Annotated in this window: 20 protein-coding genes; 10 read left to right on the plus strand and 10 right to left on the minus strand. The window is 38.5% G+C overall.

What is annotated here, in order from left to right; genetic code table 11:
- Positions 1-168: 168 nt before the first annotated feature.
- A complete protein-coding gene (ppdK, locus tag ACUNWD_RS20100; protein WP_445589660.1) occupies positions 169-2,877 on the minus strand; it encodes a pyruvate, phosphate dikinase in 2,709 nt (902 codons plus the stop codon).
- Positions 2,878-3,417: 540 nt separating this feature from the next.
- Between ppdK and clpB the strand changes: the two genes are divergently transcribed.
- Positions 3,418-6,006: an ATP-dependent chaperone ClpB gene (gene clpB, locus ACUNWD_RS20105; RefSeq protein WP_445589661.1), complete on the plus strand. Its 2,589-nt coding sequence runs from the start codon at positions 3,418-3,420 to the stop codon at positions 6,004-6,006.
- 24 nt (positions 6,007-6,030) lie between these two features.
- Here the strand turns inward: clpB and ACUNWD_RS20110 are convergent, their stop codons facing one another.
- Positions 6,031-6,387 (minus strand): Hpt domain-containing protein, encoded by a 357-nt coding sequence (locus ACUNWD_RS20110; protein WP_445589662.1) that lies wholly within the window; start codon positions 6,385-6,387, stop codon positions 6,031-6,033.
- 167 nt (positions 6,388-6,554) lie between these two features.
- Between ACUNWD_RS20110 and gcvT the strand changes: the two genes are divergently transcribed.
- From gcvT to ACUNWD_RS20135, 5 genes are all read left to right on the plus strand, one after another.
- The gene (gene gcvT / locus ACUNWD_RS20115) at positions 6,555-7,646 is read left to right on the plus strand and encodes a glycine cleavage system aminomethyltransferase GcvT (protein WP_445589663.1); all 1,092 of its coding nucleotides are present in this window, start codon (positions 6,555-6,557) and stop codon (positions 7,644-7,646) included.
- A gap of 139 nt (positions 7,647-7,785) precedes the next feature.
- Positions 7,786-8,511, plus strand: a complete 726-nt coding sequence (locus ACUNWD_RS20120; RefSeq protein WP_445589664.1) for a 2-phosphosulfolactate phosphatase — start codon at positions 7,786-7,788, stop codon at positions 8,509-8,511.
- Between the two features lie 200 nt (positions 8,512-8,711).
- A complete protein-coding gene (gene serC, locus ACUNWD_RS20125) occupies positions 8,712-9,788 on the plus strand; it encodes a 3-phosphoserine/phosphohydroxythreonine transaminase (RefSeq protein ID WP_445589665.1) in 1,077 nt (358 codons plus the stop codon).
- Between the two features lie 142 nt (positions 9,789-9,930).
- Entirely contained in the window at positions 9,931-10,851 is a 921-nt protein-coding gene (locus tag ACUNWD_RS20130) for an NAD(P)-dependent oxidoreductase (protein ID WP_445589666.1), read from the plus strand.
- Between the two features lie 116 nt (positions 10,852-10,967).
- Positions 10,968-12,218: a DUF1015 domain-containing protein gene (locus ACUNWD_RS20135; protein WP_445589667.1), complete on the plus strand. Its 1,251-nt coding sequence runs from the start codon at positions 10,968-10,970 to the stop codon at positions 12,216-12,218.
- Positions 12,219-12,275: 57 nt separating this feature from the next.
- Here ACUNWD_RS20135 and ACUNWD_RS20140 read toward each other — a convergent pair whose 3' ends face one another.
- From ACUNWD_RS20140 to ACUNWD_RS20150, 3 genes are all read right to left on the minus strand, one after another.
- Complete coding sequence (locus tag ACUNWD_RS20140) at positions 12,276-12,632, minus strand: hypothetical protein (protein WP_445589668.1); 357 nt, start codon at positions 12,630-12,632, stop codon at positions 12,276-12,278.
- A 205-nt stretch (positions 12,633-12,837) separates the two neighbouring features.
- Positions 12,838-13,434, minus strand: coding sequence for an aminotransferase class IV (locus tag ACUNWD_RS20145; protein WP_445589669.1), 597 nt, complete (start codon positions 13,432-13,434; stop codon positions 12,838-12,840).
- Positions 13,418-14,359 carry an aminodeoxychorismate synthase component I gene (locus ACUNWD_RS20150; RefSeq protein WP_445589670.1) on the minus strand — a complete coding sequence of 314 codons (942 nt, stop codon included), beginning with the start codon at positions 14,357-14,359 and terminating at the stop codon, positions 13,418-13,420. The genes ACUNWD_RS20145 and ACUNWD_RS20150 overlap by 17 nt, the downstream gene beginning before the upstream one ends.
- A gap of 160 nt (positions 14,360-14,519) precedes the next feature.
- On the opposite strand from ACUNWD_RS20150, the gene ACUNWD_RS20155 reads away from it, so the two are divergent.
- The 3 genes from ACUNWD_RS20155 to ACUNWD_RS20165 are packed head-to-tail and all read left to right on the plus strand — an operon-like array spanning position 14,520 to position 19,409.
- A complete protein-coding gene (locus ACUNWD_RS20155; RefSeq protein WP_445589671.1) occupies positions 14,520-15,191 on the plus strand; it encodes a YggS family pyridoxal phosphate-dependent enzyme in 672 nt (223 codons plus the stop codon).
- Between the two features lie 57 nt (positions 15,192-15,248).
- Positions 15,249-16,235 (plus strand): dihydroorotate dehydrogenase-like protein, encoded by a 987-nt coding sequence (locus ACUNWD_RS20160; protein WP_445589672.1) that lies wholly within the window; start codon positions 15,249-15,251, stop codon positions 16,233-16,235.
- Positions 16,236-16,250: 15 nt separating this feature from the next.
- On the plus strand, positions 16,251-19,409 hold the full coding sequence (locus ACUNWD_RS20165) for a PKD domain-containing protein (protein ID WP_445589673.1): 3,159 nt from the start codon (positions 16,251-16,253) through the stop codon (positions 19,407-19,409).
- On the opposite strand, the gene ACUNWD_RS20170 is transcribed toward ACUNWD_RS20165, so the two are convergent.
- The 3 genes from ACUNWD_RS20170 to ACUNWD_RS20180 all read right to left on the minus strand — a co-directional run bounded on the left by ACUNWD_RS20170 (position 19,406) and on the right by ACUNWD_RS20180 (position 22,016).
- A complete protein-coding gene (locus ACUNWD_RS20170) occupies positions 19,406-20,380 on the minus strand; it encodes a PorP/SprF family type IX secretion system membrane protein (RefSeq protein WP_445589674.1) in 975 nt (324 codons plus the stop codon). The two genes, ACUNWD_RS20165 and ACUNWD_RS20170, sit on opposite strands and share 4 nt — an antisense overlap.
- A 122-nt stretch (positions 20,381-20,502) precedes the next feature.
- Positions 20,503-21,468 (minus strand): type IX secretion system membrane protein PorP/SprF, encoded by a 966-nt coding sequence (locus ACUNWD_RS20175; protein WP_445589675.1) that lies wholly within the window; start codon positions 21,466-21,468, stop codon positions 20,503-20,505.
- A 2-nt stretch (positions 21,469-21,470) separates the two neighbouring features.
- A complete protein-coding gene (locus tag ACUNWD_RS20180; RefSeq protein ID WP_445589676.1) occupies positions 21,471-22,016 on the minus strand; it encodes a HEAT repeat domain-containing protein in 546 nt (181 codons plus the stop codon).
- 106 nt (positions 22,017-22,122) lie between these two features.
- Between ACUNWD_RS20180 and ACUNWD_RS20185 the strand changes: the two genes are divergently transcribed.
- Positions 22,123-23,454 (plus strand): MATE family efflux transporter, encoded by a 1,332-nt coding sequence (locus ACUNWD_RS20185; RefSeq protein WP_445589677.1) that lies wholly within the window; start codon positions 22,123-22,125, stop codon positions 23,452-23,454.
- Here ACUNWD_RS20185 and ACUNWD_RS20190 read toward each other — a convergent pair.
- Both ACUNWD_RS20190 and ACUNWD_RS20195 read right to left on the minus strand, forming a co-directional pair.
- Positions 23,429-23,938: an SRPBCC family protein gene (locus ACUNWD_RS20190; RefSeq protein ID WP_445589678.1), complete on the minus strand. Its 510-nt coding sequence runs from the start codon at positions 23,936-23,938 to the stop codon at positions 23,429-23,431. The two genes, ACUNWD_RS20185 and ACUNWD_RS20190, sit on opposite strands and share 26 nt — an antisense overlap.
- Positions 23,939-23,943: 5 nt before the next feature.
- Entirely contained in the window at positions 23,944-24,273 is a 330-nt protein-coding gene (locus ACUNWD_RS20195; RefSeq protein ID WP_445589679.1) for an ArsR/SmtB family transcription factor, read from the minus strand.
- Positions 24,274-24,465: the final 192 nt, after the last annotated feature.

Consider the following 24,465-nt stretch of genomic DNA (forward strand, 5'->3'; position numbering starts at 1 on the left):
ATTTGTAGTAATTACACTTTCCCAGATACATGCATAAATGAAAGAACGGGTGGTAATCAACTTGATTACCACCCGTTAACTTATAATCTATTTTTGTCTTGTCCTAAAAAGTAAGTTCAGACGGGCCAATATTTACCAGGAAGCGGAAAACCGCCTTCTTTTAATTTATTAACTGTGTTTGATATTTGCTTGTGCTGCTGCAACACGTGCAATTGGCACACGATATGGAGAACAACTTACATAATCAAGTCCAACTCCATCGCAGAATTCAACTGAACTTGGTTCGCCACCATGCTCACCACAAATACCAACTTTAAGTTTAGGTTTCACTGAGCGTCCTTTTTCAACACCCATTTGAACTAACTGTCCAACACCTGTTTGATCAAGTACCTGGAATGGATCTTGCTTAAGAATTCCTCTGTCCAGATAGTCTGGTAAGAATTTACCGGCATCGTCCCTGGAATAACCGAGGGTCATCTGTGTCAAGTCATTTGTTCCAAATGAGAAGAAATCAGCTTCTGCTGCTACATGATCTGCAGTTAACGCAGCACGAGGAATTTCGATCATTGTTCCCAATAAGTAATCGATCTTGTCACCTCTTTCTTCAAATACTTTTTCAATAGTTCCGCGGATAACATCTGCCTGATTTTTCAGCTCAGCAACTGTTCCCACAAGTGGTACCATTATTTCAGGACGGGCATCAATTCCTTTTGCTTTCAAATTAAGAGCCGCTTCAATTATTGCTCTTGCCTGCATCGCAGTAATTTCAGGATATGTGATTCCCAAGCGACATCCACGATGTCCCAACATTGGGTTAAATTCCTCGAGATCAGAAATCTTAGATTTTACAGCTTCGAGAGAAATTCCCATTTCTTTTGCTAACTCTTTTTGAGTTGCTTGTTGGTGAGGAACAAATTCGTGCAATGGTGGATCAAGCAATCGAACAGTAACTCCGTATCCTGCCATTGCTTCAAAAATACCTTCGAAATCTTCACGTTGGTATGGAAGTAATTTAGCCAATGCTTTTTCACGCCCTTCAATAGTTGATGAAAGGATCATTTCGCGCATTGCTTTAATACGTTCACCTTCAAAGAACATGTGTTCAGTGCGGCAAAGACCAATACCTTGAGCTCCAAAGTTGCGAGCAACTTGGGCATCATTTGGAGTATCAGCATTTGTGCGAACGGACATGCGGGTAAAATTAGATGCCCAATCCATTACTTTACCAAAGTCACCACCTAGGTCTGGATTCATTGTTTGAACTTTACCTTCGTAAACTTCACCAGTAGAACCATTCAATGAAATCCAGTCACCTTCCTTGAATTTCTGATCGCCGATGGTCATTACGCGGGTTTTGTAGTCAATCTTAACACTTCCTGCACCGGAAACGCAACATTTACCCATACCACGAGCAACAACAGCAGCGTGAGATGTCATTCCACCACGAGCTGTTAAAATACCACGGGCAATGTTCATACCTTCCAAGTCTTCCGGAGAAGTTTCGATACGAACAAGTATTGAGTTTTCATATGTTGATGCTTCATCTGCAAAGAAAACAATTTGTCCGGTTGCTGCACCTGGGGATGCAGGTAATCCTTTTGCTAAAACATGCGTGCTTTTCAAAGCTTCAGTATCAAATACAGGGTGAAGCAATTCATCCAATTTATTTGCTTCAATGCGCATGAGAGCAGTTTTTTCATCGATCATACCTTGTTCAAGCATATCAACAGCAATCTTTACCATTGCTGCACCGGTACGCTTACCATTTCTCGTTTGCAACAACCATAGTTTTCCATCCTGAATTGTGAATTCAAGATCCTGCATATCTTTGTAATGGTTTTCCAGTTTTTCCTGAACTTCCATTAATTCTTTATATAAAGCGGGCATCGTTTCTTCTAGCGAAGGATAATTATTTTTACGCTCCTCCTCAGAAACACTGGCTAATTCTGCCCAACGTTTACTTCCTTCCAATGAAATTTGTTGTGGTGTGCGAGTTCCTGCAACTACATCTTCTCCTTGAGCATTAATCAAGTATTCTCCATTGAAAATATCTTCACCAGTACCGGCATCACGAGTAAATGCAACACCTGTCGCAGATGAATTACCCATATTTCCAAAAACCATTGCTTGTACGTTGACAGCAGTTCCCCATTCTTCCGGAATACCATTTATTTTTCTATAGTAAATAGCTCTACTGGTCATCCAGCTATCAAACACAGCAGAAACAGCACCCCATAATTGTTCCCAAGGATCATCGGGAAAGCTCTTTCCAGTAACTTTAAGCACTGCTTCCTTAAAACGAATTACTAGCAGTTTCAAGTCAGAAATGGAGAAATCAGTATCTAACTCAATACCTTTTTCTTCTTTTAGGTCTTCCATAATGGCTTCGAACGGATCGATATCTTCTTTGCTTTCAGGTTTCATACCTAAAACAACATCGCCATACATTTGCACAAAACGACGATAAGAATCCCATGCGAACCATTCATTTCCTGATTTTTTTCCGATCCCTTGAACTGCCAGGTCATTAAGTCCCAAATTCAATACCGTGTCCATCATACCAGGCATTGAAACGCGAGCTCCTGAACGAACAGAAACCAGACAAGGATTATCCTTGCTACCAAAAGAAGTACCTGTTAATTCTTCTATTTGAGCGACCGCTGCCTCAACTTCTTTCTTGATGGCATTTACCGCTGCATCATGACCTTGTTGATTATAGATTGTACATACTTCGGTGGTAATTGTGAACCCTGGGGGGACTGGTACACCAATCAAGTTCATTTCTGCCAGGTTAGCTCCTTTTCCTCCAAGAAGGTTTTTCATATCGGCCTTACCGTCAGCCTTACCATTGCCAAACGTATAAACGTACTTTGCCATAAGTGTTTTTTTATTGGTTATTAAATATTAATGTTCATTTAAATTTGTCATGCTAATGTAATTGTATTTTTCGACAAATGAAATAATTTCAATTAGCTGTTATTTAGAGCATAAGGTCAAAACCTAAAAAACGGCAGCTGATTTTTGGTGAGCGATTGCAAATATATTAAAATAGTTGAGAATACAACAATTTAGCTTTTTTAAATAGGGGCTGTTAAATCTGTTAAATTTCTTAACATTTATTAACGTTGCTTTGGGGTTGTTAACTCTTATTTGGCGTAATTTTGACATTATAATAATCGGATAAGAGACAGAATTTTTTCATAGAGATAGGTTTGGTTAAGTTTGAGAGAAGGATGGAGGTTCCATCCTTTTTTCATGTCAAAAATTTCCTGTCAATTTTTCCTTTCCAACTTCGGTATTTCAGCTAAAATTTCACAGTAATCAATAGGTTAGAGACAGATTGTCTGTAACTTTCTTTTTTGCATGAATGGATAGATTTTTGATGAATGGCAGTTGCTATAAAGAAAGGAGAAAATCATGAACTTTAACAATTTTACAATTAAATCACAAGAAGCATTACAGCATGCTTTTGATATTGCACAAGGTAATCAGCAACAGGCTGTTGAAAATGGTCACGTTTTTCAAGGATTATTGCATATTGCTGAGAATGTAACTGGATTTTTGCTTAAAAAGATTGGAGTAAATCTTCCTATTTTTAAGCAAGCTGTAGATAAGATTATTGAATCATATCCAAAAGTCTCCGGAGGGGAACAATATCTTTCCTCCAATACCAATAAAGCTTTACAAAAATCAATTGATATTTCACGTAAAATGGGAGATCAATTTGTATCGGTTGAGCATATATTATTGGCTTTGTTGGAAACCGGAGATACAATTTCAACTTTATTGAAGGATAATGGCGTCAATAAAAAGGAATTGGAAGCAGCAATTAAAGAGTTGCGAAAAGGTGCTAAAGTAGAAAGTCAGACTGCTGAAGACCAATTCAATTCATTAAACCGATTTGCAATCAATTTAAATGAACGTGCTCAAAGTGGGAAACTGGATCCTGTTATTGGGCGTGATGATGAAATTCGCAGAATACTTCAAATACTATCGAGAAGAACAAAAAATAATCCAGTGCTGATTGGAGAGCCTGGAACTGGGAAGACAGCAATTGCTGAAGGTTTAGCCCATCGAATTGTTCGTGGTGACGTCCCTGAAAACCTGAAAAGTAAGCAGCTTTTTTCGTTGGATATGGGTGCGTTGGTAGCTGGTGCAAAATACAAGGGGGAGTTTGAGGAGCGATTAAAAGCAGTTGTTAATGAAGTAATCAAGGCCGATGGAGAAATTATACTATTCATCGATGAAATTCACACATTAATTGGCGCAGGAAAGGGAGAGGGAGCAATGGATGCTGCAAATATTCTGAAACCTGCATTGGCTCGTGGTGAACTTCGTGCGATTGGTGCAACAACTTTAAACGAGTATCAAAAATATTTTGAAAAGGACAAAGCTCTTGAGCGCAGATTCCAGATTGTAATGGTTAATGAGCCTGATACGTTAAGTGCAATTTCAATATTGAGAGGATTGAAGGAACGGTATGAGAATCATCATAAAGTTCGAATTAAAGATAATGCCTTAATCGCATCGGTTGAATTATCTCAACGATATATTTCCGATAGGTTTTTGCCGGACAAGGCAATTGATTTAATGGATGAGGCTGCAGCTAAGTTGCGTCTCGAAATGGACTCGGTTCCAGAGGAACTGGATGAAATCGAACGAAAAATCAAGCAGCTTGAGATTGAGAGGGAAGCCATAAAACGAGAAAAAGACGAATCCAAGTTGAAGTCTTTAAGTAAGGAAATTGCTGATTTGAAAGAGGAACAATCTCGCTATCGGGCTCAATGGGAGTTGGAAAAATCGGTTATTGATGGAATTCAGCAAAATAAAACGGACATTGAAAACTATAAGTTTGAAGCCGATCAGGCAGAGCGTTCAGGTGACTATGGGAAAGTCGCAGAAATTCGATATGGAAAAATTAAAGAAGCCGAAGAAGAAATTGTTCGCCTGCAGGAAGAGCTGAAAAAGATACAAGGAGATTCATTGATCAAAGAAGAAGTGGATGCTGAAGATATTGCAGAAGTTGTTGCCCGTTGGACAGGAATTCCGGTTGCAAGGATGCTGCAAAGCGAGCGTGAGAAATTACTTCATTTGGAAGAGGAATTGCACAAGCGTGTTGTTGGTCAGGCTGAAGCAATACGAGCAGTTTCCGACGCAGTACGTCGGAGCAGGGCAGGCTTGCAGGATGAAAAGCGGCCAATTGGTTCATTCATATTTTTGGGAACAACCGGGGTTGGTAAAACTGAGTTGGCAAAAGCTTTGGCCGAATACTTGTTCAATGATGAGAATATGATTACCCGGATTGATATGTCCGAATATCAGGAGAAATTTTCAGTAACGCGATTGATTGGTTCGCCTCCAGGATATGTCGGGTATGATGAAGGTGGTCAATTGAGCGAGGCTGTGCGAAGAAAGCCTTATTCGGTAGTCTTGTTTGATGAGATAGAAAAAGCCCATCCGGATGTATTTAATGTATTGTTACAAGTATTGGATGATGGAAGGTTAACCGATAATAAAGGACGAGTGGTGAATTTCAAAAATACTATTATCATCATGACTTCAAACCTGGGATCACAGATTATTCAGGAAGGTTTTGAGAGAATGAATGAAAACAACCAGGCTGAAATTTATGAACAAACCCGCTCTGCTATTTTTGAATTATTACGGAAAACAATTCGCCCTGAATTTTTAAATCGTATTGATGAAACGATCATGTTCACACCGTTGACCCGAGAGAATGTAAAGGATATTGTTAAAATACAATTTGAACGGATTAGCAAGCGGATGAGTAATCAGGATCTCAAAATTGAAATTGAGCCAGATGCCCTAAATTGGTTGGCCACTGTTGGTTACGATCCGCAATATGGTGCCAGACCCATTAATAGGATATTGCAAAAATATGTTTTGAACGAGTTGTCAAAACGCATTTTAGCAGGTGGACTTGATGTTAATAAAACGATCAGGGTGATTTTGGATGAAGATGAACTAGCTTTTGTGATGAAGTAAAAAAGGTGCGTTTAGCACCTTTTTTTATCCAATTTTATCTAATTCTTCCTGAAGTTCTTTTTCAGCAATATCCATTACTTTCTCAAATTCCTCAACATATTGCTCGTACGATTCAATGTCTTCGTTTTGTTGAGTTTTTAACTGGAGTTCTTTTAATTTAACTCCCATCTCGTTCATTCCGAATGTCAAGACTGAAGATTTGGCTTTATGAGCTAATTCTCCCAGTTCTTTCCATCGTTTATTATTGAGATGATCCCGAAGGCCTTCCCTAAATTCCGGAAGTTGGTCGAAAAACATCACAATAAATTCTTTTATAATCTCAGATTCACCTCCTGCAATTTCGCTGAGGTATTCAAGACTGGTATATTTTTCTTCGGACATAATTATAGGGTATTAGAATTATACAATATTAAGAAAAAAAAGAATAAGAATTAGGATGATTTTGTTACTGTAAAAAATACAAATAAGTATTTTGGAGAATGTTGATGATTTATTTCATGAAAATTCGATCTTTGAACCATTATTTTTGATTTTTTGAAATTTAAGATATGAAAAAGACACCTTTTAATCAGTTACACAAAGACGCTGGTGGGAAAATGGTTGAGTTTGCGGGCTATGAGATGCCTGTTGAATTCAGTGGTATAAAAGACGAACACATGACCGTTAGAACCGGAGTTGGTGTGTTTGACGTTTCTCATATGGGCGAATTTTGGGTAAAGGGACCAAAAGCCGCAGAATTGGTGCAAAAAGTTACTACCAATGATATTTATAAGTTAAATATTGGTCAGGCTCAGTATTCTTGTTTCCCAAATGGGAAAGGTGGAATTGTCGATGATTTATTGGTTTATTACTATGAACCTGAAAAATATTTGTTGGTAGTTAATGCTGCTAATATTGAAAAAGATTGGAATTGGGTTGTTTCTCAAAATGATGTTGGAGCAGAGCTGGAAAATGCTTCTGATGAAATAAGCCAACTTGCGATACAAGGACCAAAAGCAACGGAAGTTCTACAGAAATTGACAGCCGTTGATTTAAAAGGAATTTCATATTACACGTTTGTTACCGATAAATTTGCCGGTGTCGAAGATGTGATCATTTCTGCTACTGGCTATACCGGTGCCGGTGGATTTGAGCTTTACATGCGAAATGGAAATGCAGAAAAAATTTATCAGGCAATTTTTGAAGCAGGAAAGGATTTTGGAATTAAATCGATTGGGTTAGGCGCTCGCGACACCTTGCGCTTGGAAATGGGGTATTGTTTGTATGGAAATGATATCGACGATACAACTTCTCCTATTGAAGCTGGTTTGGGGTGGATAACCAAATTTAATGATGAGAATCCATTCATTGATAAAGATTTGTTGCAGGTTCAGAAACTGGAAGGTGTAACCCGCAGGTTGCGAGGCTTTGAAATGATTGATCGGGGAATTCCAAGACATGGTTATGAAATTGTTGATCAGGAAGGAAATTCGATTGGGGTTGTGACTTCGGGAACTCAATCTCCGATGTTGAATAAAGGAATTGGCATGGGATATGTAGCGAAAGAATATTCAGCATTTGGAACTGATATTTGGATTAAAGTCCGCAATAAACTTTTGAAGGCAAAGATTGTCAAAATACCTTTTGTAAGTCACCAATAAAGGGGGTTAACTTACAATTTTTCTAACCGCAAACCCGTCAGAATGCTGGCGGGTTTTTTTTGTTTTCTGAATCGGTCTTCTCCAATTTAAAATCTACTCAAATCTGTTATCTTTGCGGCTATTAATCTGAACTCCGATTATGAGCAAGAATAAACTTCGGTTGGAAGTATGTGTTTCTCCGGCTATCTATCCGAAACATGCAAACGATGAAAATATTGTGGTCGTGGTTGATATCCTTCGGGCAACCTCTGCAATATGTAATGCTTTCCACAATGGGGTGAAACGTATTATTCCCGTTTCAACAGTTGAAGAGGCAAGAGTGAAAAAGCAGGAGGGATACACGGTCGCATCAGAGAGAGATGGCTATGTGTTGGATTTTGCAGATTTTGGAAATTCGCCATTCAATTTTACTTCAGATAAGGTTTATGGAAAAGAGATTGTTTACTCTACAACCAATGGAACCCGATGCATTCATATGGCGGCACATTCAAAGGCAGTTGTTGTTGGGTCTTTTCTAAATCTTACAGCTATAGCTGATTGGTTGTTGAAGCAGGATGCTCCCATTTTAATTTTTTGTGCCTCTTGGAAAGATCGTTTTAGCTTGGAAGATACCGTTTTTGCCGGGGCATTGGCTGAAAAGCTGCTTGAATCCGGGAAGTTTGAAACGATTTGTGATGCGGTAACTGCATCGCTTGATTTATGGAGTTTGGCAAAAAGTGATTTATATAACTATATTTTGAAAGCAGCTCAGAAGGGAAGGCTGGCTGAAAAAGGGCTGGATGATTGTATTGAATTTTGTCATCAGCCTGATTCAACTAAAGTTATACCAATATTTAAGGAAGATTCACTTCTTCCAGTTAGCTAACTGGTATTAACAGAAAAAAGAATCAACTTTTTTATGATTTCTGTCAAGAGTATAGCCTGTTGTATACTAATGTTTTATAACTTGTAATATTAATTAACAGACTGATTTTTCTCAGATATCAACATGAGTAAATTCCCTTTATTTGCATATATATTTGCAATTTTACAGCAGAATTGTATTAACCCTTAATAAATGATAACATGAAGAAGCATAATTTTTCGGCAGGGCCATCAATACTCCCACAGTTTACGATTGAAAAAACTGCTGAAGCTATTAAAGATTTTGCCGGCACGGGACTTTCTGTAATGGAAGTGTCTCACCGGGGAAAAGAATTTATTGCTGTAATGGATGAAGCACAAGCTTTGTTCCGTGAATTGCTGAATATTCCTGAAGATTATTCAGTTTTGTTTTTAGGTGGAGGTGCTTCAATGCAGTTCTGCATGGTGCCATATAATATTATGAATAAGAAAGCAGCTTATTTAAATACAGGTGCCTGGTCTTCAAAAGCAATCAAAGAAGCAAAATTCTTTGGTGAAGTTGTTGAGGTTGCTTCTTCGAAAGATACTGTTTACAACTATATACCAAAAGGATTCGAGATTCCTGCTGATGCTGACTATTTCCATTTCACATCAAACAATACGATATACGGAACTCAAATTCGTAAAGATTTCGATTTGGATATTCCAGTAGTTTGCGATATGTCTTCTGATATTTTTTCACGTTCAATTGATGTGAGTAAATATGGAATTATTTATGGTGGCGCACAAAAGAACCTAGCTCCAGCAGGAGTTGCTTTTGTAATTATCAAAAATGACCTTTTAGGAAAGGTAGATCGCGCTATTCCTACAATGTTGAACTACCAAACGCACATTGATAGTGGTTCAATGTTTAACACACCTCCTGTAACACCAGTTTTTGCAGCATTGCAAACACTGAAGTGGATTAAAGAAAAAGGTGGTGTTGCTGCAATGGCAAAAATAAACGAAGAGAAAGCAGCAGTTTTATATGATGAGATTGATAGAAATCCTTTATTCAAAGGAACTGTTTTAGATAAAGAAGATCGTTCGTTGATGAATGTATGTTTTATCATGAACGACGGTTATCAGGAATTAGAAAAGGATTTCATGGAATTTGCTACTTCAAAAGGGATGTCTGGAATTAAAGGACACCGTTCAGTAGGAGGATTCCGCGCTTCTATATACAATGCTATGCCAATTGAAAGTATTCAGGCTTTAGTCGATTGTATGAAGGAGTTTGAACAAATGCACGTAAAATAATTTTTTAAATAGAAGGTGGACGTTTGTCCACCTTTCATTTTTGAAGTCATTTGAAAGCATGAGGAACGGCTAAAGTAGTCAGTGGATTACTTCGATTTGGCTTGCAATGACATTTTATTTTTTAATCTTAAAATTGAATAAAATGACAAAAGTTTTAATTGCAACCGAAAAACCGTTTGCGAACATTGCGGTTGCACAAATGAGTGAAGTCTGCAAAAACGCAGGCTACGAAGTAAGTTTGTTGGAAAGCTACAAGGAAAAATCAGAATTGCTCCAAGCCGTGAGTGATGCTACCGCCCTAATTATTCGAAGTGATAAAATTGATCAGGAGGTTCTAGATGCCGGTAAACGGTTGAAAATTGTTGTTCGCGCAGGAGCTGGATATGACAATGTAGATACTTCCTACGCCAAAGAAAAAGGTGTTTGTGTAATGAATACACCTGGTCAGAATTCCAATGCAGTAGCTGAACTGGCAATTGGGCTGGCTATTTTGGGAATCCGTGAATTTTTTAGTGGTAAAGCTGGAGGAGAACTTCGGGGACGAGTTCTCGGTTTGCATGGTTATGGCTACGTGGCCCGTAATGTACATCGTATTGCCAGAGCTTTAGGAATGACAGTAAAAGTTTACACTCGCTACAGTAAAGCTCAGGCAGCTTCTCAAGGTATTGAGGTGGCAAAATCACTGGAAGAACTTTATGCAGTTTCAGACGTGGTTTCTATTCATGTTCCCGCACGCGGCGAGCATATTGGCTCAGTGAGTATGGAAATTCTAAGTCACTTGAAAGAAAATGCAATCATCGTCAACACAGCCCGTAAAGAGGTCATTAATGAAGATGATCTTTGCGAGTTTATGGCTCAACGAACTGATGTGAAATATCTGTCGGATATTGCTCCGGATTGCACCGATACTTTCAAAGAAAAACTCGAAGGAAGATACTATTTTACACCTAAGAAAATTGGAGCACAAACTGCTGAAGCAAATATAAATGCAGGTGTTGCTGCTGCCGAGCAAATTGTAGATTTTATCGAGAAAGGTGACAATACCTTCCAGGTTAATAAGTAGCGTTGTTTTAAGAAAACTTTTTGGGAGCATGATTTTCACAATTTGTTTATGCCTATATGAAATAACAGTTGTAAATTGCCGCCTCATTTCAAATTTCAAAACGAAAAAGTTTTAGTATGGCCATAATAAGACCATTTAAAGGACTCCGTCCTCCAACAGAAATTGCCAAAGATCTGGCTTGTCTGCCTTACGATGTGATGAATTCCATTGAAGCTGCTGAGATGGCAGAAGGAAAAGAAAATTCCTTGTTGCACATTACCAAAGCTGAAATTGATTGTCCTGAGGGAACTGATATTCATTCAGAAACAGTATACAACAAATCTGTAGAAAACTTCAAACGTTTTCAGGAAGAAGGTTGGCTTGTTCAGGATGAAGAAGCCAGGTATTATATTTATGCACAGACCATGAACGGCAGAACTCAATATGGTATTGTTGGAGCTGCTGCTTGCGATGATTATCATAACGGCATCATTAAAAAGCACGAGTTAACTCGTCCGGATAAGGAAGAAGACCGTATGATTTTGACTCGCTACCTAAATGCGAATATTGAGCCGGTTTTTTTCTCATACAAAGCTGTTCCTGAAATCGATGCGATTGTTGAAAGCATTGTGAAAAGTCAGGAAGCTGATTATGATTTTGTGGCTGAAGATGGTTTTGGTCATCATTTCTGGTCAATACGTGACGCTGAAACAAATAAAAAAATCGAGGAGTTATTTACTACGAAGGTTCCAGCTACATATGTTGCAGATGGACATCATAGAACGGCTGCTGCTGCACTTATTGGAAACGAAAAAAAATCTCAAAACCCAAATCATACCGGTAACGAATCGTACAATTACTTTATGGCGGTTCATTTTCCAGATAATCAACTTCAAATTATTGACTACAACCGCGTAGTAAAAGATTTGAACGGACTTTCTGAAGCTGATTTTATTGAGAAGCTTAAAGAAGGTTTTGAAGTTGAGAAGATGGGAGCCGAAATTTATAAACCTTCAGCACTTCATGAATTTAGCATGTATCTAAATGGAGATTGGTACAAGCTAACAGCAAAGGAGGGAACTTATGATGATAATGACCCAATTGGTGTATTGGATGTAACAATTCTTTCGAATCAGATTTTGACTCCTGTTTTGGATATTCAGGATTTGCGTACTTCTAAACGCATTGATTTTGTCGGAGGAATCCGAGGATTGGGAGAATTGAAGAAAAGGGTTGATTCTGGTGAAATGGAAGTTGCGTTTGCGCTATTTCCAGTTTCAATGCAACAATTGATTAACATTGCTGATTCAGGCAATATCATGCCTCCAAAGACAACCTGGTTCGAACCAAAATTGCGTTCAGGCCTGGTGATTCATAAATTGGATTAATAAAACCTCTAGATAAAAAGAAACCCAGTGAATTTCACTGGGTTTTTTATTGTCTTATTAATCGTCATCATCATCGTCAAAGGAAGAATCATCATCTCCAATATTCTCAGCAATATAATCCAGCTCAGAATATTTGTCTTCATATTCTTCTTTCGTTTCATCTTTTAATGTTCCGTCATCATCGTAATCATCATCGTCTCTGATGATTTCTTTCGCTTCCTGCGAAGTCATTCGAACCAGATAATACTTTTCGTCCGTTTCAAAGGGGAGGGCACTCACCAGTAGCCCGTCTTTATTGGTAAATGTGATAAGGTTTTGACTAAAACCATTTGGATAAACAAGCTTTATCTGTTCCTGGATCGCTTCTTCTAGCTTTTCGTAATCCTTAATTACTCTGGGTTTACTGACTGTCATTTTATATATCCTCCAAATATTGAATGCCTTAACAGACATTTTTTATCAATACACAAACATTCATTTTTTTTGGAAAAATACAAAAATGAATAAATAAAAGAATAGGTTAAAAAGCATTCTTTGAAAAAAAATCAGATTAGAAGCTTTTTTGCAGCAAATGATTTTGTGTGAATGAGTGCATTAGGTTGAAAATGAGGGTGTACTGTTAGTGGTTGATTGCAGTGTTTTTTACAACAGGCATGTTGTTTAATGTGTAAAAAACATTAATCATCCCTATTTTTTCGAAGTTTTTTAATTGATTTTCGTTAATGGATGCTTCAAATATCTTACCACTATCCAGTAAAAATTGTCGTTGAGTTCCCTTCAGAAGTGGCTGTTTTGGTGTAAGCCATTTCTCACCATCAAAGAATACCAGGTTGCCGGTAAAACTATCGGTGACTAAATTGTTTTTCACAATGATTATCTCATCACAATCTTCTCTCTGATCATACAATTTCTGGAGGTGACTTCGGTCAGCGTATTTAAAGGAGTAGTCAATTGAATTGTCAGAAACAATTTTGAAACTCTCAATTTTTCTGGGCTGATGAGGAATAAATTCGATGTTCTCAATCTTTTCGCTGTATGTAATACGGCATCGAAATAGTCCGGAAAGAGCTTTCTGAGGAATATGAATGTTTTGAGCTAATGATATTGGTGAAGCATTGAATAACCTCTTGCGTGCATCATTAAAGCGGAATTCATGGTACTGCAGGTTTGCCAATACCCCATTTTCAAGTTTTATTGTTTCAAGCAAAAGGCACATATACTTTATTTACTAATTCCTGATATTCCGTTTCACAATCACTCATAAAAGTAATACCACCACCACTTTTAAAGATCAACTGATTTTTTTGCTGTTCAAGATAACGAATCAAAACGCAGGTATCCAGATTTTTGCCATCGAAAACTCCAAAAATACCGGTGTAGTAGCCTCGCTCGTATTGCTCCGCTTTTTTTAGAATCTCGACCGTTTTCTTTTTAGGTGCTCCACTAATTGACCCGGCAGGTAGCATTCTGGAAATGATTGTCCCTAAGTTCTCAAGATAATTGTCAGGAAGTTTCCCGATTATTTGAGAGCTCATTTGTAAAAGCTCAGATCTGTTTGACTTTATCCGGTCAATATAACGAAAGCGCCGTACTTGCACATTTTCAGCTACAGTGCTTAAATCATTTCGTATCAAATCTACGATGGTGTTATGCTCGGCAAGTTCTTTTTTGTCATTTTTTAATACAAACTCAGCATTGTCAATGTTAGCATCAATCGTGCCTTTCATAGGGTAGGACGAAATCTCCCCATTTTCGATTCGAACAAATGTTTCAGGTGAAAAGCATACAAATTGATCTTTTAGCCAAATTTTGTATGGTGCGTGACTTGCATGAAAAATATCCTCAAGGCTGTAATTCGTGATTATCTTACTTGGCATCGTTAGATTTAAAAGGTAACTATCGCCATTGTGTAAATGATTTTGCACAAGATCAAAAGCTTTCTTATACCTGCCAAATGAAACCGGCATCACTTCCCAGTTAAGTTCCTTATTAATTGATTTGATTTCATCAACGTTGCTGTATTGTGGAGTTTGCCAAAGAAGATGCTCTTTACTTTCATTCCAATCCAATAGCAAAGGCTTTTCTAAATCGAAATCAAATAAGAAGACAAACGACTTGTTGGCTTTCCCAAATTCGTTCATCTTTAGTATGATATGCTCAGTCGCTTTATTCATCAAGTGTGCAAAGATAAAAAAATGGTGTTCAAACATTCCATGCAGCTTGTTCTTAGCTGACAAAAATCCTAAAAAATCCTCCTTGTATTCCGCATGCTTTTGTAGATTTGTAAATCAATAAAATGATATGGATATAGCCGAAAATATTAATCAACTACAACAAGAATTAGCAGCAGGTGTTCGTATGGTGGCTGTTTCAAAAACTAAACCGAATGAGGATATCCTGGATGCATATCAGGCAGGACAACGTATTTTTGGAGAAAATAAAGTTCAGGAACTTTCAAGAAAGGCGGATGAATTGCCAAAAGATATCGAATGGCACTTTATCGGCCATCTCCAGACGAACAAAGTGAAATACATAGCGCCTTTTGTTAGTTTGCTGCATGGTGTTGATTCTTTGAAACTTTTGAAAGTAATTAATAAAGAGGGAATCAAAAACAATAGGACGATTAATTGTCTGCTTCAATTTCATATTGCAGAAGAGGAAACGAAGTTTGGACTCGATAAAGAAGAAGCAGTAGAAATATTTGAAAGTGATGATTTTGCCGAATTAACCCATGTTAAGGTTTGTGGTGTTATGGGGATGGCAACATATACTGAAGATGAAAACCAGATTCGCAAGGAATTCAGGAATTTAAAAAACATATTTGAAGAGCTGAAAAATGATTATTTTGCGACAGACGATTCATTTTGCGAAATCTCAATGGGTATGTCTGGAGACTACAACATTGCAATGGAAGAAGGAAGCACAATGATACGTGTTGGAAGTTTGATTTTTGGCGAACGCAATTATCATTGAACCAGCACCAGCTCAATTACGTTTTTGAAAAAAAATAACTAACTAATACTTTAAACGATGGCAAATTTAGAAACATCTTATATGGGTTTGCACTTGAAAAACCCGATCATCGTGGCCAGTTCAGGCCTTACAAATTCAGTGGAAAAGATAAAAGGGTTGGAAGAAGCCGGGGCAGGGGCTGTCGTTTTAAAGTCCATTTTTGAGGAACAGATTAATAACGAAGTCAGTTATTTAATCCATAAGGATCCTCAGAATTTATACCCCGAAGCGGAAGACTATATTCGAAATTATACCCGCGAAAATTCGGTTGAACAGCATTTGAACTTGTTGAAAGATGCCAAAAAAGAGTGCAGTATTCCAATCATTGCTAGCATTAACTGTGTTTCATCTCAAGAATGGACCAGGATTGCTAAAGATTTTGAAAATGCTGGTGCTGATGCTTTAGAACTCAACTTGTTTATTATCCCTACTTCACGTCAGGAAAAAACAGATGAAATAGAGCAAATATATATCGATGTTTTGAGTAAGGTTAAAAAGCAGGTAAAAATTCCGGTATCGGTAAAAATTGGATTCTACTTTACGAACCTTATTGCAATGTCGGAAAAATTGATGGCGAATGGAGCATCGGCAGTAACCATGTTTAATCGTTTTTACGAACCAGATATTAATATTGAGAAGTTGGAAATAACGGCTTCAGAAGTATTTAGTTCACCGTCAGACATTCGTCGTTCCTTAAGATGGATTGGAATGATAAGTGCAGCTCTTCCAAAATTGGAGATAGCCGCTTCAACGGGAATTCATGATGGAGAAGCAGTAATTAAACAATTGCTTGCTGGAGCGCAGGTTGCACAAGTATGCTCGGTAGTGTATATTAATGGAGCGCAGGTAATTGATGGTATGCTGAAAGATCTCACATCGTTCATGAAGAAATGGAACTTTAAGACTATTGGTGATTTCAGAGGGCGACTTTCCTATACGAAGGTTGGCGATCCGATGTTGTATGAACGTGCTCAATTCATGAAATACTTTTCCGGCAGAAGCTAGCCTAAAATCTGCCTGATGAGAAGAAACATCCTTGCCGTAATTGGTTTATTATTTGCTTGTAATTTCGTATTGGCGCAATCTGGAGCACTGCAGATACGCTCTACGAATTTGGGGCCCATCGATTATTGCAGAGATGTTGTGAAATTAGGAAACAGAGTTTCCGTTCAGGGGGATGATATTAATAGTGGGTTGAAAGTTTCGATAGCAAATTTTATAAAAGGTGAAGATCAATTAAGTTTTGAATCTACAGCGACAATCACTGGAAGTTGGGATGCCGGTACCGGAACTTTAACTTTAAGAGGAAAAGCAACTGCCAGTGATTATCAAACAGCTATTCAGAATGTTGAATATACCAATATTTCACCATCACCGACAAATGGTACCCGATCAATTGCAATTACTCTGAATGATGTGGATTATCTGCCAGCGACCGAGCATTTTTATCAATATATAAGTAGAGGTGGAATTATTTGGTCGACAGCAAATTCAGATGCACAAAATAAAACCTATTATGGATTGCAAGGATATTTGGTAACCATAACATCCAGAGAAGAAAATGATTTTGTTTGGTCAAAAGTTAAAGGTGTTGGATGGATTGGTGCCAGTGATGCCGATGTGGAAGGCGATTGGAAGTGGGTGACTGGTCCGGAAGCAGGAACCTTGTTCTGGAGAGGTGATTATACAAACGGCCGCCGAATGAATGGTGAGTATTCTTTTTGGAGTTCTGGTGAACCCAATAATAGTGGTGATGAAGATTATGCTCACATCAACCAAAATCCATCAAAGGAAACCAAATCGTGGAATGATTTGCCAGATCGTGGTGGTGGTTCGGGAGGTTACTATTATCCTCAGGGATATATTGTTGAATTTGGTGGCATGGAGGGTGACCCGGACATCAGCTTATCGGCTGTAATGGAAATCAATGTTTGGAATATTGAATTTGATTCAGCTATTGACAGAACGATTTGTCAAAACGATACGATTCAACTCAATCATGAATTTGAGGGGAATTACGAATGGTTTCCAAAAACTGCATTGGATGATGCCTATCGCTCTGATCCTTTTGCTTTCCCCATGGATACGATTGTCTATAAAGTTGTATCACGAAACGGAACTTGCGCTGATTCTGCTTTTTTTACCGTCAATGTAAAAACAAGCCCGGTTGTTGATTTGGGAGATGACCAAAACATTTGCATTGGATCATCGACAACGCTCGATGCTGGAGATCATGATTATTACCTGTGGAATGATGGCTCGGGCGAACAAACACTGCCCGTTAATGAAACCAATATTTATTCAGTAAAAGTTGGAAATGAGTATACCTGTTTTGATGAAGATGAGGTAAAAGTTACCGTTCATGATTATCCCAAAATTGACATTTCCAATACCGATACCTTGTTCTGCGACCAGATGTCCGGAACCGTAAAAATTAGCGTGGATAAAGGAGGTATTGAATGGATACCATTTTCGTCGGGTTTGACATTCATCGATCCAAATGCTCTTCAAACCAATGCGAATGTGAATGCATACGGAACTTACAAATCGTATTTCAAAATTACAGATGCCTATGGTTGTGCCTCAAATGATTCGATCAATTTGAGTTTCTATAATACTCCAAGCAATGATTTTAGCATCGATTCAATGGAATGTTACGGATATAATCTGGGTGTTCATTATAGTGGCGATGGTACTTCTGATGCGAACTATACCTGGTATTTTCAGGATACTGTTTATGAAGCAGGCGTTGGCTTAACAGATCTGGAAGTTTCGTTGGGATTTGATAGAAGTAGTAATCGAGACCTGGGATTGATTGTTAACGAGGGTGGATGTGAGAATCCTGCGAAGTGGGAGCACATCAAAGTAATTCCAAATATGGAAATAAAGGTGTTGGATGATGATGGGTGTGAACCATTCCTGGTTGATTTCACGGCCGAAACTACGGAGCTAGTCAATAGTTACAGCTGGGATTTTGGAGATGGTGGTTCTGCATCAGGAAAGAATTTGCAACATACCTATCAGCAAGATGGTTCTTATGATGTTGGCTTAACTATTGTGTCTGACGAGGGATGCGAAAATTATGGTTTGGTAGAGGATTTAATAACGGTGCATCCCATTCCAACAGTCGAAACTTCGCTTGATCCGGATTTTTGTTATCCGCACGTTTTTCAGGTCGAGTATACTGGTACAGCAAACCCACAAGATACCTATCATTGGGATTTGTCGAAGCTGGATGCTGAAGAAATTTTGCAGGATCCGGCAAACTCTCCCGGACCCTTTGAAATAAGCCTGAAAAACAAACCTCTGTCATCCATTGGATTGCAAATCACTACTGAGTATAGTTGTGAGACCGATCCAGTTGAGTTCAATTTTAAACGTCAGCCATGGGCTGAAATTACCAGCGATTTAACGGAAGGTTGCCCTCCCTTGACTGTGAATTTTTCAGTCACTCCAAATGATAATATGGATGAGTTTGATTACCATTGGGACTTTGGGCAGGGTGATGGATTGGTTCCTGGGGAAAATGAAATGACGGATATTTTTAATGCGCCAGATACTCAATTTAATATTTCAAGTATTGTACAATCTTCCATAACCGGGTGTATTGATACTATTTGGGCTGATCAATCGATTACTGTTTATCCCAAGCCTACTGCCTCATTTCAACCAGATACGAGTGAGGTGAGCATTGTCAATCCTGAGTTCACATTCCTAAATTCAAGTGAAGGTGCAGAAAATTATTATTGGGACTTTGGTGATACCTTGGGTACATCTTTGGAAGCTCAACCAACATATTCTTATGAGGAAATGGGTTGGTATGATGTGGAACTAATTGCTGAAAATGAATTGTTCTGCACGGATACGACATATCAAACAGTACTGGTGGCTTTTGACCGAATTTTTCCACCCAATGCGATTAATCCGAATAGTATGGATGAAATTAATCGTGAGTTTTTATTGGCTCCTGTAGGAGTGTTGGAGTCGGGGTATCATATGCAGGTCTTTAACCGATGGGGAGAGCGGATATTCGAGGCAAAGGACGAATTTGTTGGATGGGATGGTAAAATGAGAAATGGTGAGTTTGCTCCAACGGGTGTTTACACTTGGGTAATTGCCTACCAGGATTTTCTGGGACGCGATCATAATCAATCTGGAACCGTTACTTTAGTTTATTAAAGTGCTGGGATTAGCAATGCTTTCCGGGTGTGATGTTTTCCCTTTAAAAAATAGATGAGTGATATTTCATGAGAGCCGGATGAATAGTTTGCCAATTTTGAAAGCGTTGCATCGTAGCTATATCCGATTTTGAAGCGTTCCCGCATTACTCCGAACATTAGAATGATTGCATCGGGTTGCAGACCTAAATTTTGCCGATACCAAATTCCACCTGCCAGCGATTTTTCCAGAATGTACATACCAAGGTTCAGTTGGCTGAAATCACCTTGTTTGTGAAAAATAATATTCGGCGATACCGTAAATTCTTTTGAAAGTAATCCCCGATGTAGTTTATGTGTTCTGGCTCCGGCATGAATTGTTATTTTCATCGGCAGTTTCCCTTTTTGATCTCCAACAAAAATTGATTCGTCAGGCTGTGTTAAATGAGAAATACTGAATCCAAAAAAGTAGGAATCATATTGTCCCATTGCACCGATTCCGAAATCGGGATAAACTAAACTGGAATTCTCTGCTGGATCATAGAGCCCCGGAGATGTTTCTCCATTAAGCTGATCAATCATATCCGGAAATATGAGTCTTCCATAATCAAGTTTCTTATACGTTATTCCCGCTTGCAGTCCAGCATCCATGAAGAAACGTTCGCTCATTTTTATATGATACGAATAGAAAAGATTTCCGGTAGATGTTTCAACGAGGCCGTTGCTTTCTGAATTATTTTGAAATTGTATCCCGAAACCACCATTCATCTTTGGCAGAAATTGATCGTAAGAGAAGCTGTAGTTTACAAAGGTGCTACCTTGTTGAGGCCATTGATTTCGATAATTCAGCGAAAAACGCGGAGCTTGTGAGGTTCCTGTAAATGCAGGGTTCAGGTATAATGGATTGGCGTAAAATTGCGAATATTCAGCATCTTGTCCCTCGACAAATAATACGATTAGAAGTAATATAACAGTAACAAAAGCCTTCTTCACAAACAGGTTCTTAATATGTTAGTTGACAAACAAAGGCCATAAAAGTAATATATAAGTTTAGAATTGGGAAAACTGTGGGGACAATTACTGAAAACAGAAGATTTTTGCTGAAAAATGGTGGATTATAAATCCCGGACCAGTGGATAAATAGGCTGATACTTCTTGTTTAACTCCGGAATGGTTAGCCGCAATGAGAAGCTATGAATAACTTCAAAATTACCATCTGCCGGAAATTGAGACGATGCGTGATAATTCAGTTTGAAAGATTCAAAATCATAGCCGGCAGACAAGGCAATTCGTGTTCGATTATTTTCCAGGTTGTGCAAAATGCCGATGCTGCCAAGCCAATTAAAACGTTGAATGTTGAGGTCAGAATAAACCTGCATTCTCTCGGTACTATAATCGATAATGAATCTTGGCTTGAGGTAATATTTTTTCGACAATAATCCGCGGTGGTAATAGGTGATAAACTTTTCAGCATGAATGATGGCCCGGAAAATCATATCACCCTCAGGAAAGATGCTTTGAGTGATGTCCCAATTTGCACCTGCACTCAGTCCAATATTCCAGTCGTAAGTTGCCAGTAAAAAACCGGTTTTTAAAGTCGTTCTCAGCGGCTGTTGCATGGAGTATCCCGGCGGCTGATGAGGTTCAGTAGAACGACGAACAATTATGTCGTAGACAAAGAGAGAAATATTTTTCAGTGGTTGTTCAAAGCCAGCGCTAATGGAAGGAATAAAATATTGATTGCTTTTTATTTTTAAAATTTTTGAATAGGCGCCTTGTCCCCAAAGCGAAAAAGTATTCTTGTCTGCATTATTTCGAACTCCCCCATAAACCCCGAGTCCAATTTGCTCATCCTCCAGGTAAAAATCTGCTGAAATGGTATTTGTATACGTACTCGTAAAAGCAGATCGTTGCCCAAATACATTGGCGTGAATCCGGGTTCCAAAGGTTGTACCTGTGTAGGACGGATTCATCAAAAGTAGTTGATTGTATTCCTGTATATCAGAAAAGTATTGAGCAAAAGAAGACAGCCCCGGTAAAAGGCTGAAAAAGATTAGGCTTATTCGGAGTGGAGCCAGCAATTTTAAATGCTTTGAGGTTCAATTCCCTGTACAAACACAGGAATAAAATCCAATATATCCGTTAAAAGTTGCTCTTTCTCACCGGCATCGGCAAGTGCTACGTTTATCTTTTTGGTTTCTTTATCTGCTATTGCCTGAGAGATTTTACCAGACATATTCATAATTACAGTGTACGCTTCAAAAGCGGTCATGAAATCTTTTTCGATTAACAAATCAATAAATAAAGGAAGATAATTGCTGTAATCCATGCCATTTTCCCAACAAGCAGCAACCAGCAAATTTTGTTCGTTCTTGTATTTGTCATTTTGGATTGCCTCAATCAGCATTGGGATAGCATCCCGCTGTTTTATTTCAGCAAGCAACGAGCTAATTGCCTTTTTTACTTCTTCATCTTTTGATAGATGCAACGTGTCAAACAAGAGTGGTAAGTAAGCTGAGTTTCCGGATTCTTTCAGTTTACTTATCGTATTTAAAACCAATTGTGGATTACTTGATTTTAGGTTACTTAAAATTGTAGCGTCGGTTTTCTTTTGTTTTTTTTCAGTCATTGTTTGCTATTTGTCCTGCAAATTTAATATTTCCAAGGTAAATAAGAGAACCGTTGTCCATGTGAATTGTTTTTCAATTTTTACATTTGTGCTTTAAATCGAATAAATGGATAAATCCACAGAGATGGGTGAGGCAAATGTGGCTCGCCTGATGCTCAAATATTTCATCCCCGCTTTTATCGGCGTTTTTGTAAATGCGTTGTACAATATCGTTGACCGGATCTTTATTGGTCAGGGAGTAGGGGCATTGGCATTGAGCGGTATTTCGGTCATCTTTCCGGTAATGCTGATTATGATGGCTTTTGGTATGCTGATTGGCATCGGTGCCGGTGTTTTGGTGTCCATCAATATGGGGAGGCGAGACATCAATAAGGCCGAGCATGTTTTGGGGAATAGTTTTTTACTGATGATTGTTGTATCAGGATTAATTTCTCTCATTGGATTTTCTATTAAAGGCCCCATGCTTCGTTCGTTTGGAGCAACGGCAGATACCATTGGGTATGCAAATGATTATTTGAATATTATTTTGGTCGGGGTGATCTTTCAGGTCGTTGGGTTTTCACTGAATAATGTGATTCGCTCGGAAGGAAATGCGAAAATCGCGATGTATTCTATGTTGCTGAGTGCCGGAACAAACATTATTCTTGACCCCATTTTTATTTTTGTGTTTGATTTGGGAGTGAAAGGGGCAGCATATGCTACCGTTATTTCCATGATTGTTTTATTTGCCTGGGTGTTGTTGCATTTTAGAAGTAATCGATCAGTGGTAAAAATCAGGCCTCAATATTTTCGGCTGGATTCCAATATTATCAAGGAAATCCTGTTGATTGGGATGGCTCCATTTTTTATGCAAATGGCCAATTCTGTGGTGCAGGGGCTTTTGAATACCAAGCTCATTAAGTTTGGTGGCGATTTGGCAGTGGGAGCCATGGGGATTGTGAATTCAGTTATTACGTTAATCATTATGTCGATTGTTGCTATAAACATGGCGTCGCAACCCATTATCGGTTTTAATTATGGAGCCAATGAGCCTCGACGGGTAAAAGACACGTTACGCATTGCCATGATTGCGGCAACCATTATTTCAATTGGTGCTTTTACCTTTGTGGAGTCTATTCCCGACATCATTGTTCGCTTTTTCAATAACAGCGATCCGGAATTGCTGAAACTCGGACGACAAGGGCTGCGTTTGGCATTGCTGGCCCTGCCTATTGTTGGATTTCAGGTGGTGGTTGGTAATTTCTTCCAGTCGGTTGGGAAAGCAAAAATTGCAACTCTGCTCACTTTATTGCGGCAGGTTGTTGTACTAATTCCATTGCTTTTTTTACTTCCTCAATATATCGGACTTACCGGGATTTGGATATCCATGCCAATCGCAGATTCTGTATCCGCAATCGTAGTTGCATTTTTTATTACCCGTGAGTGGAAGCGTCTGTAGTTGGAGCGTTTGCCAGCACTTGATCCAGGTTTTCAAACGCCATAGAAAGACCTTCTTTCATTCCCATTTCAAGAACTTGTTTCAGCTGCTCTTCGGAGGTATATTGCGTTTTGATGGTCACTACAGTTTCATTTACTTTGGGCTCAAACTGATTTTGAAATTGGGCAATAGGCATATTAGGATTTATGTTTATTTCGTCATTTAGAAAAAAATCCTTTCCTGAGAAATTTTTATGCTCTTGAATGTGGAGATAATCCGTCCGACCGCCATGACGTTCACCTTCCGGTCCAATCATGTCATAAATACGGTGTCCACCTTCTTTGAAATCCATGTAAGAAGTTTCTGATTTCCAAGGTTTGGGTGCCCACCACTTATCAAGTAATTCAGCTTCTGTCCATGCTCGCCATACTAAGCTAAGTGGAGCGTTAAATGTGCGAATAACTGTAAGTTCACTTCCGTTGGTCTCAAATGTTGTTTTGTTCATATTTACTAGTTTTTAGTTTTGTTTTTATTTTGTAATTCATTTAAGAGTTGATCTAATTGATTGAAACGAGTTTCCCAGAGTTTACGGAACGGTTCTAACCAATCAGCTATTTCTGACAGCTTCTGCACTTCTAGCTTGCAGTAACGTTCCCTTCCCTGTTTTTCAATGGCAATTACACCACATTCCTGCAGGTATTTTACATGTAAGGACACGGCTTGTCTGGTCATGTCGAACTGTTCTGCCAGCATATTTACATTTTGTTTTTCCTTGGTAAGTGACATTAAAATATCCCTTCGCGTAGGGTCTGAAATAGCTTGAAATACATCTCTCCTCATAGCAAATAAAGTTATGCAAGTAATTGCTTGCAAATATAAGTGCAAGTTTTCACTTGCACAAGTAAATTATTTAAAAAGTGAGAAGATGCGTTTTCTGGTGGAGTTTTATTACCCATAACGGCAGTCTGTCTAAAAACCAGTTCCGGGGGATCTTGTTTTTAGCAGGCATAGCTTAATTAAGGGTTGTTTTTC

Source organism: Sunxiuqinia sp. A32 (assembly GCF_052690465.1).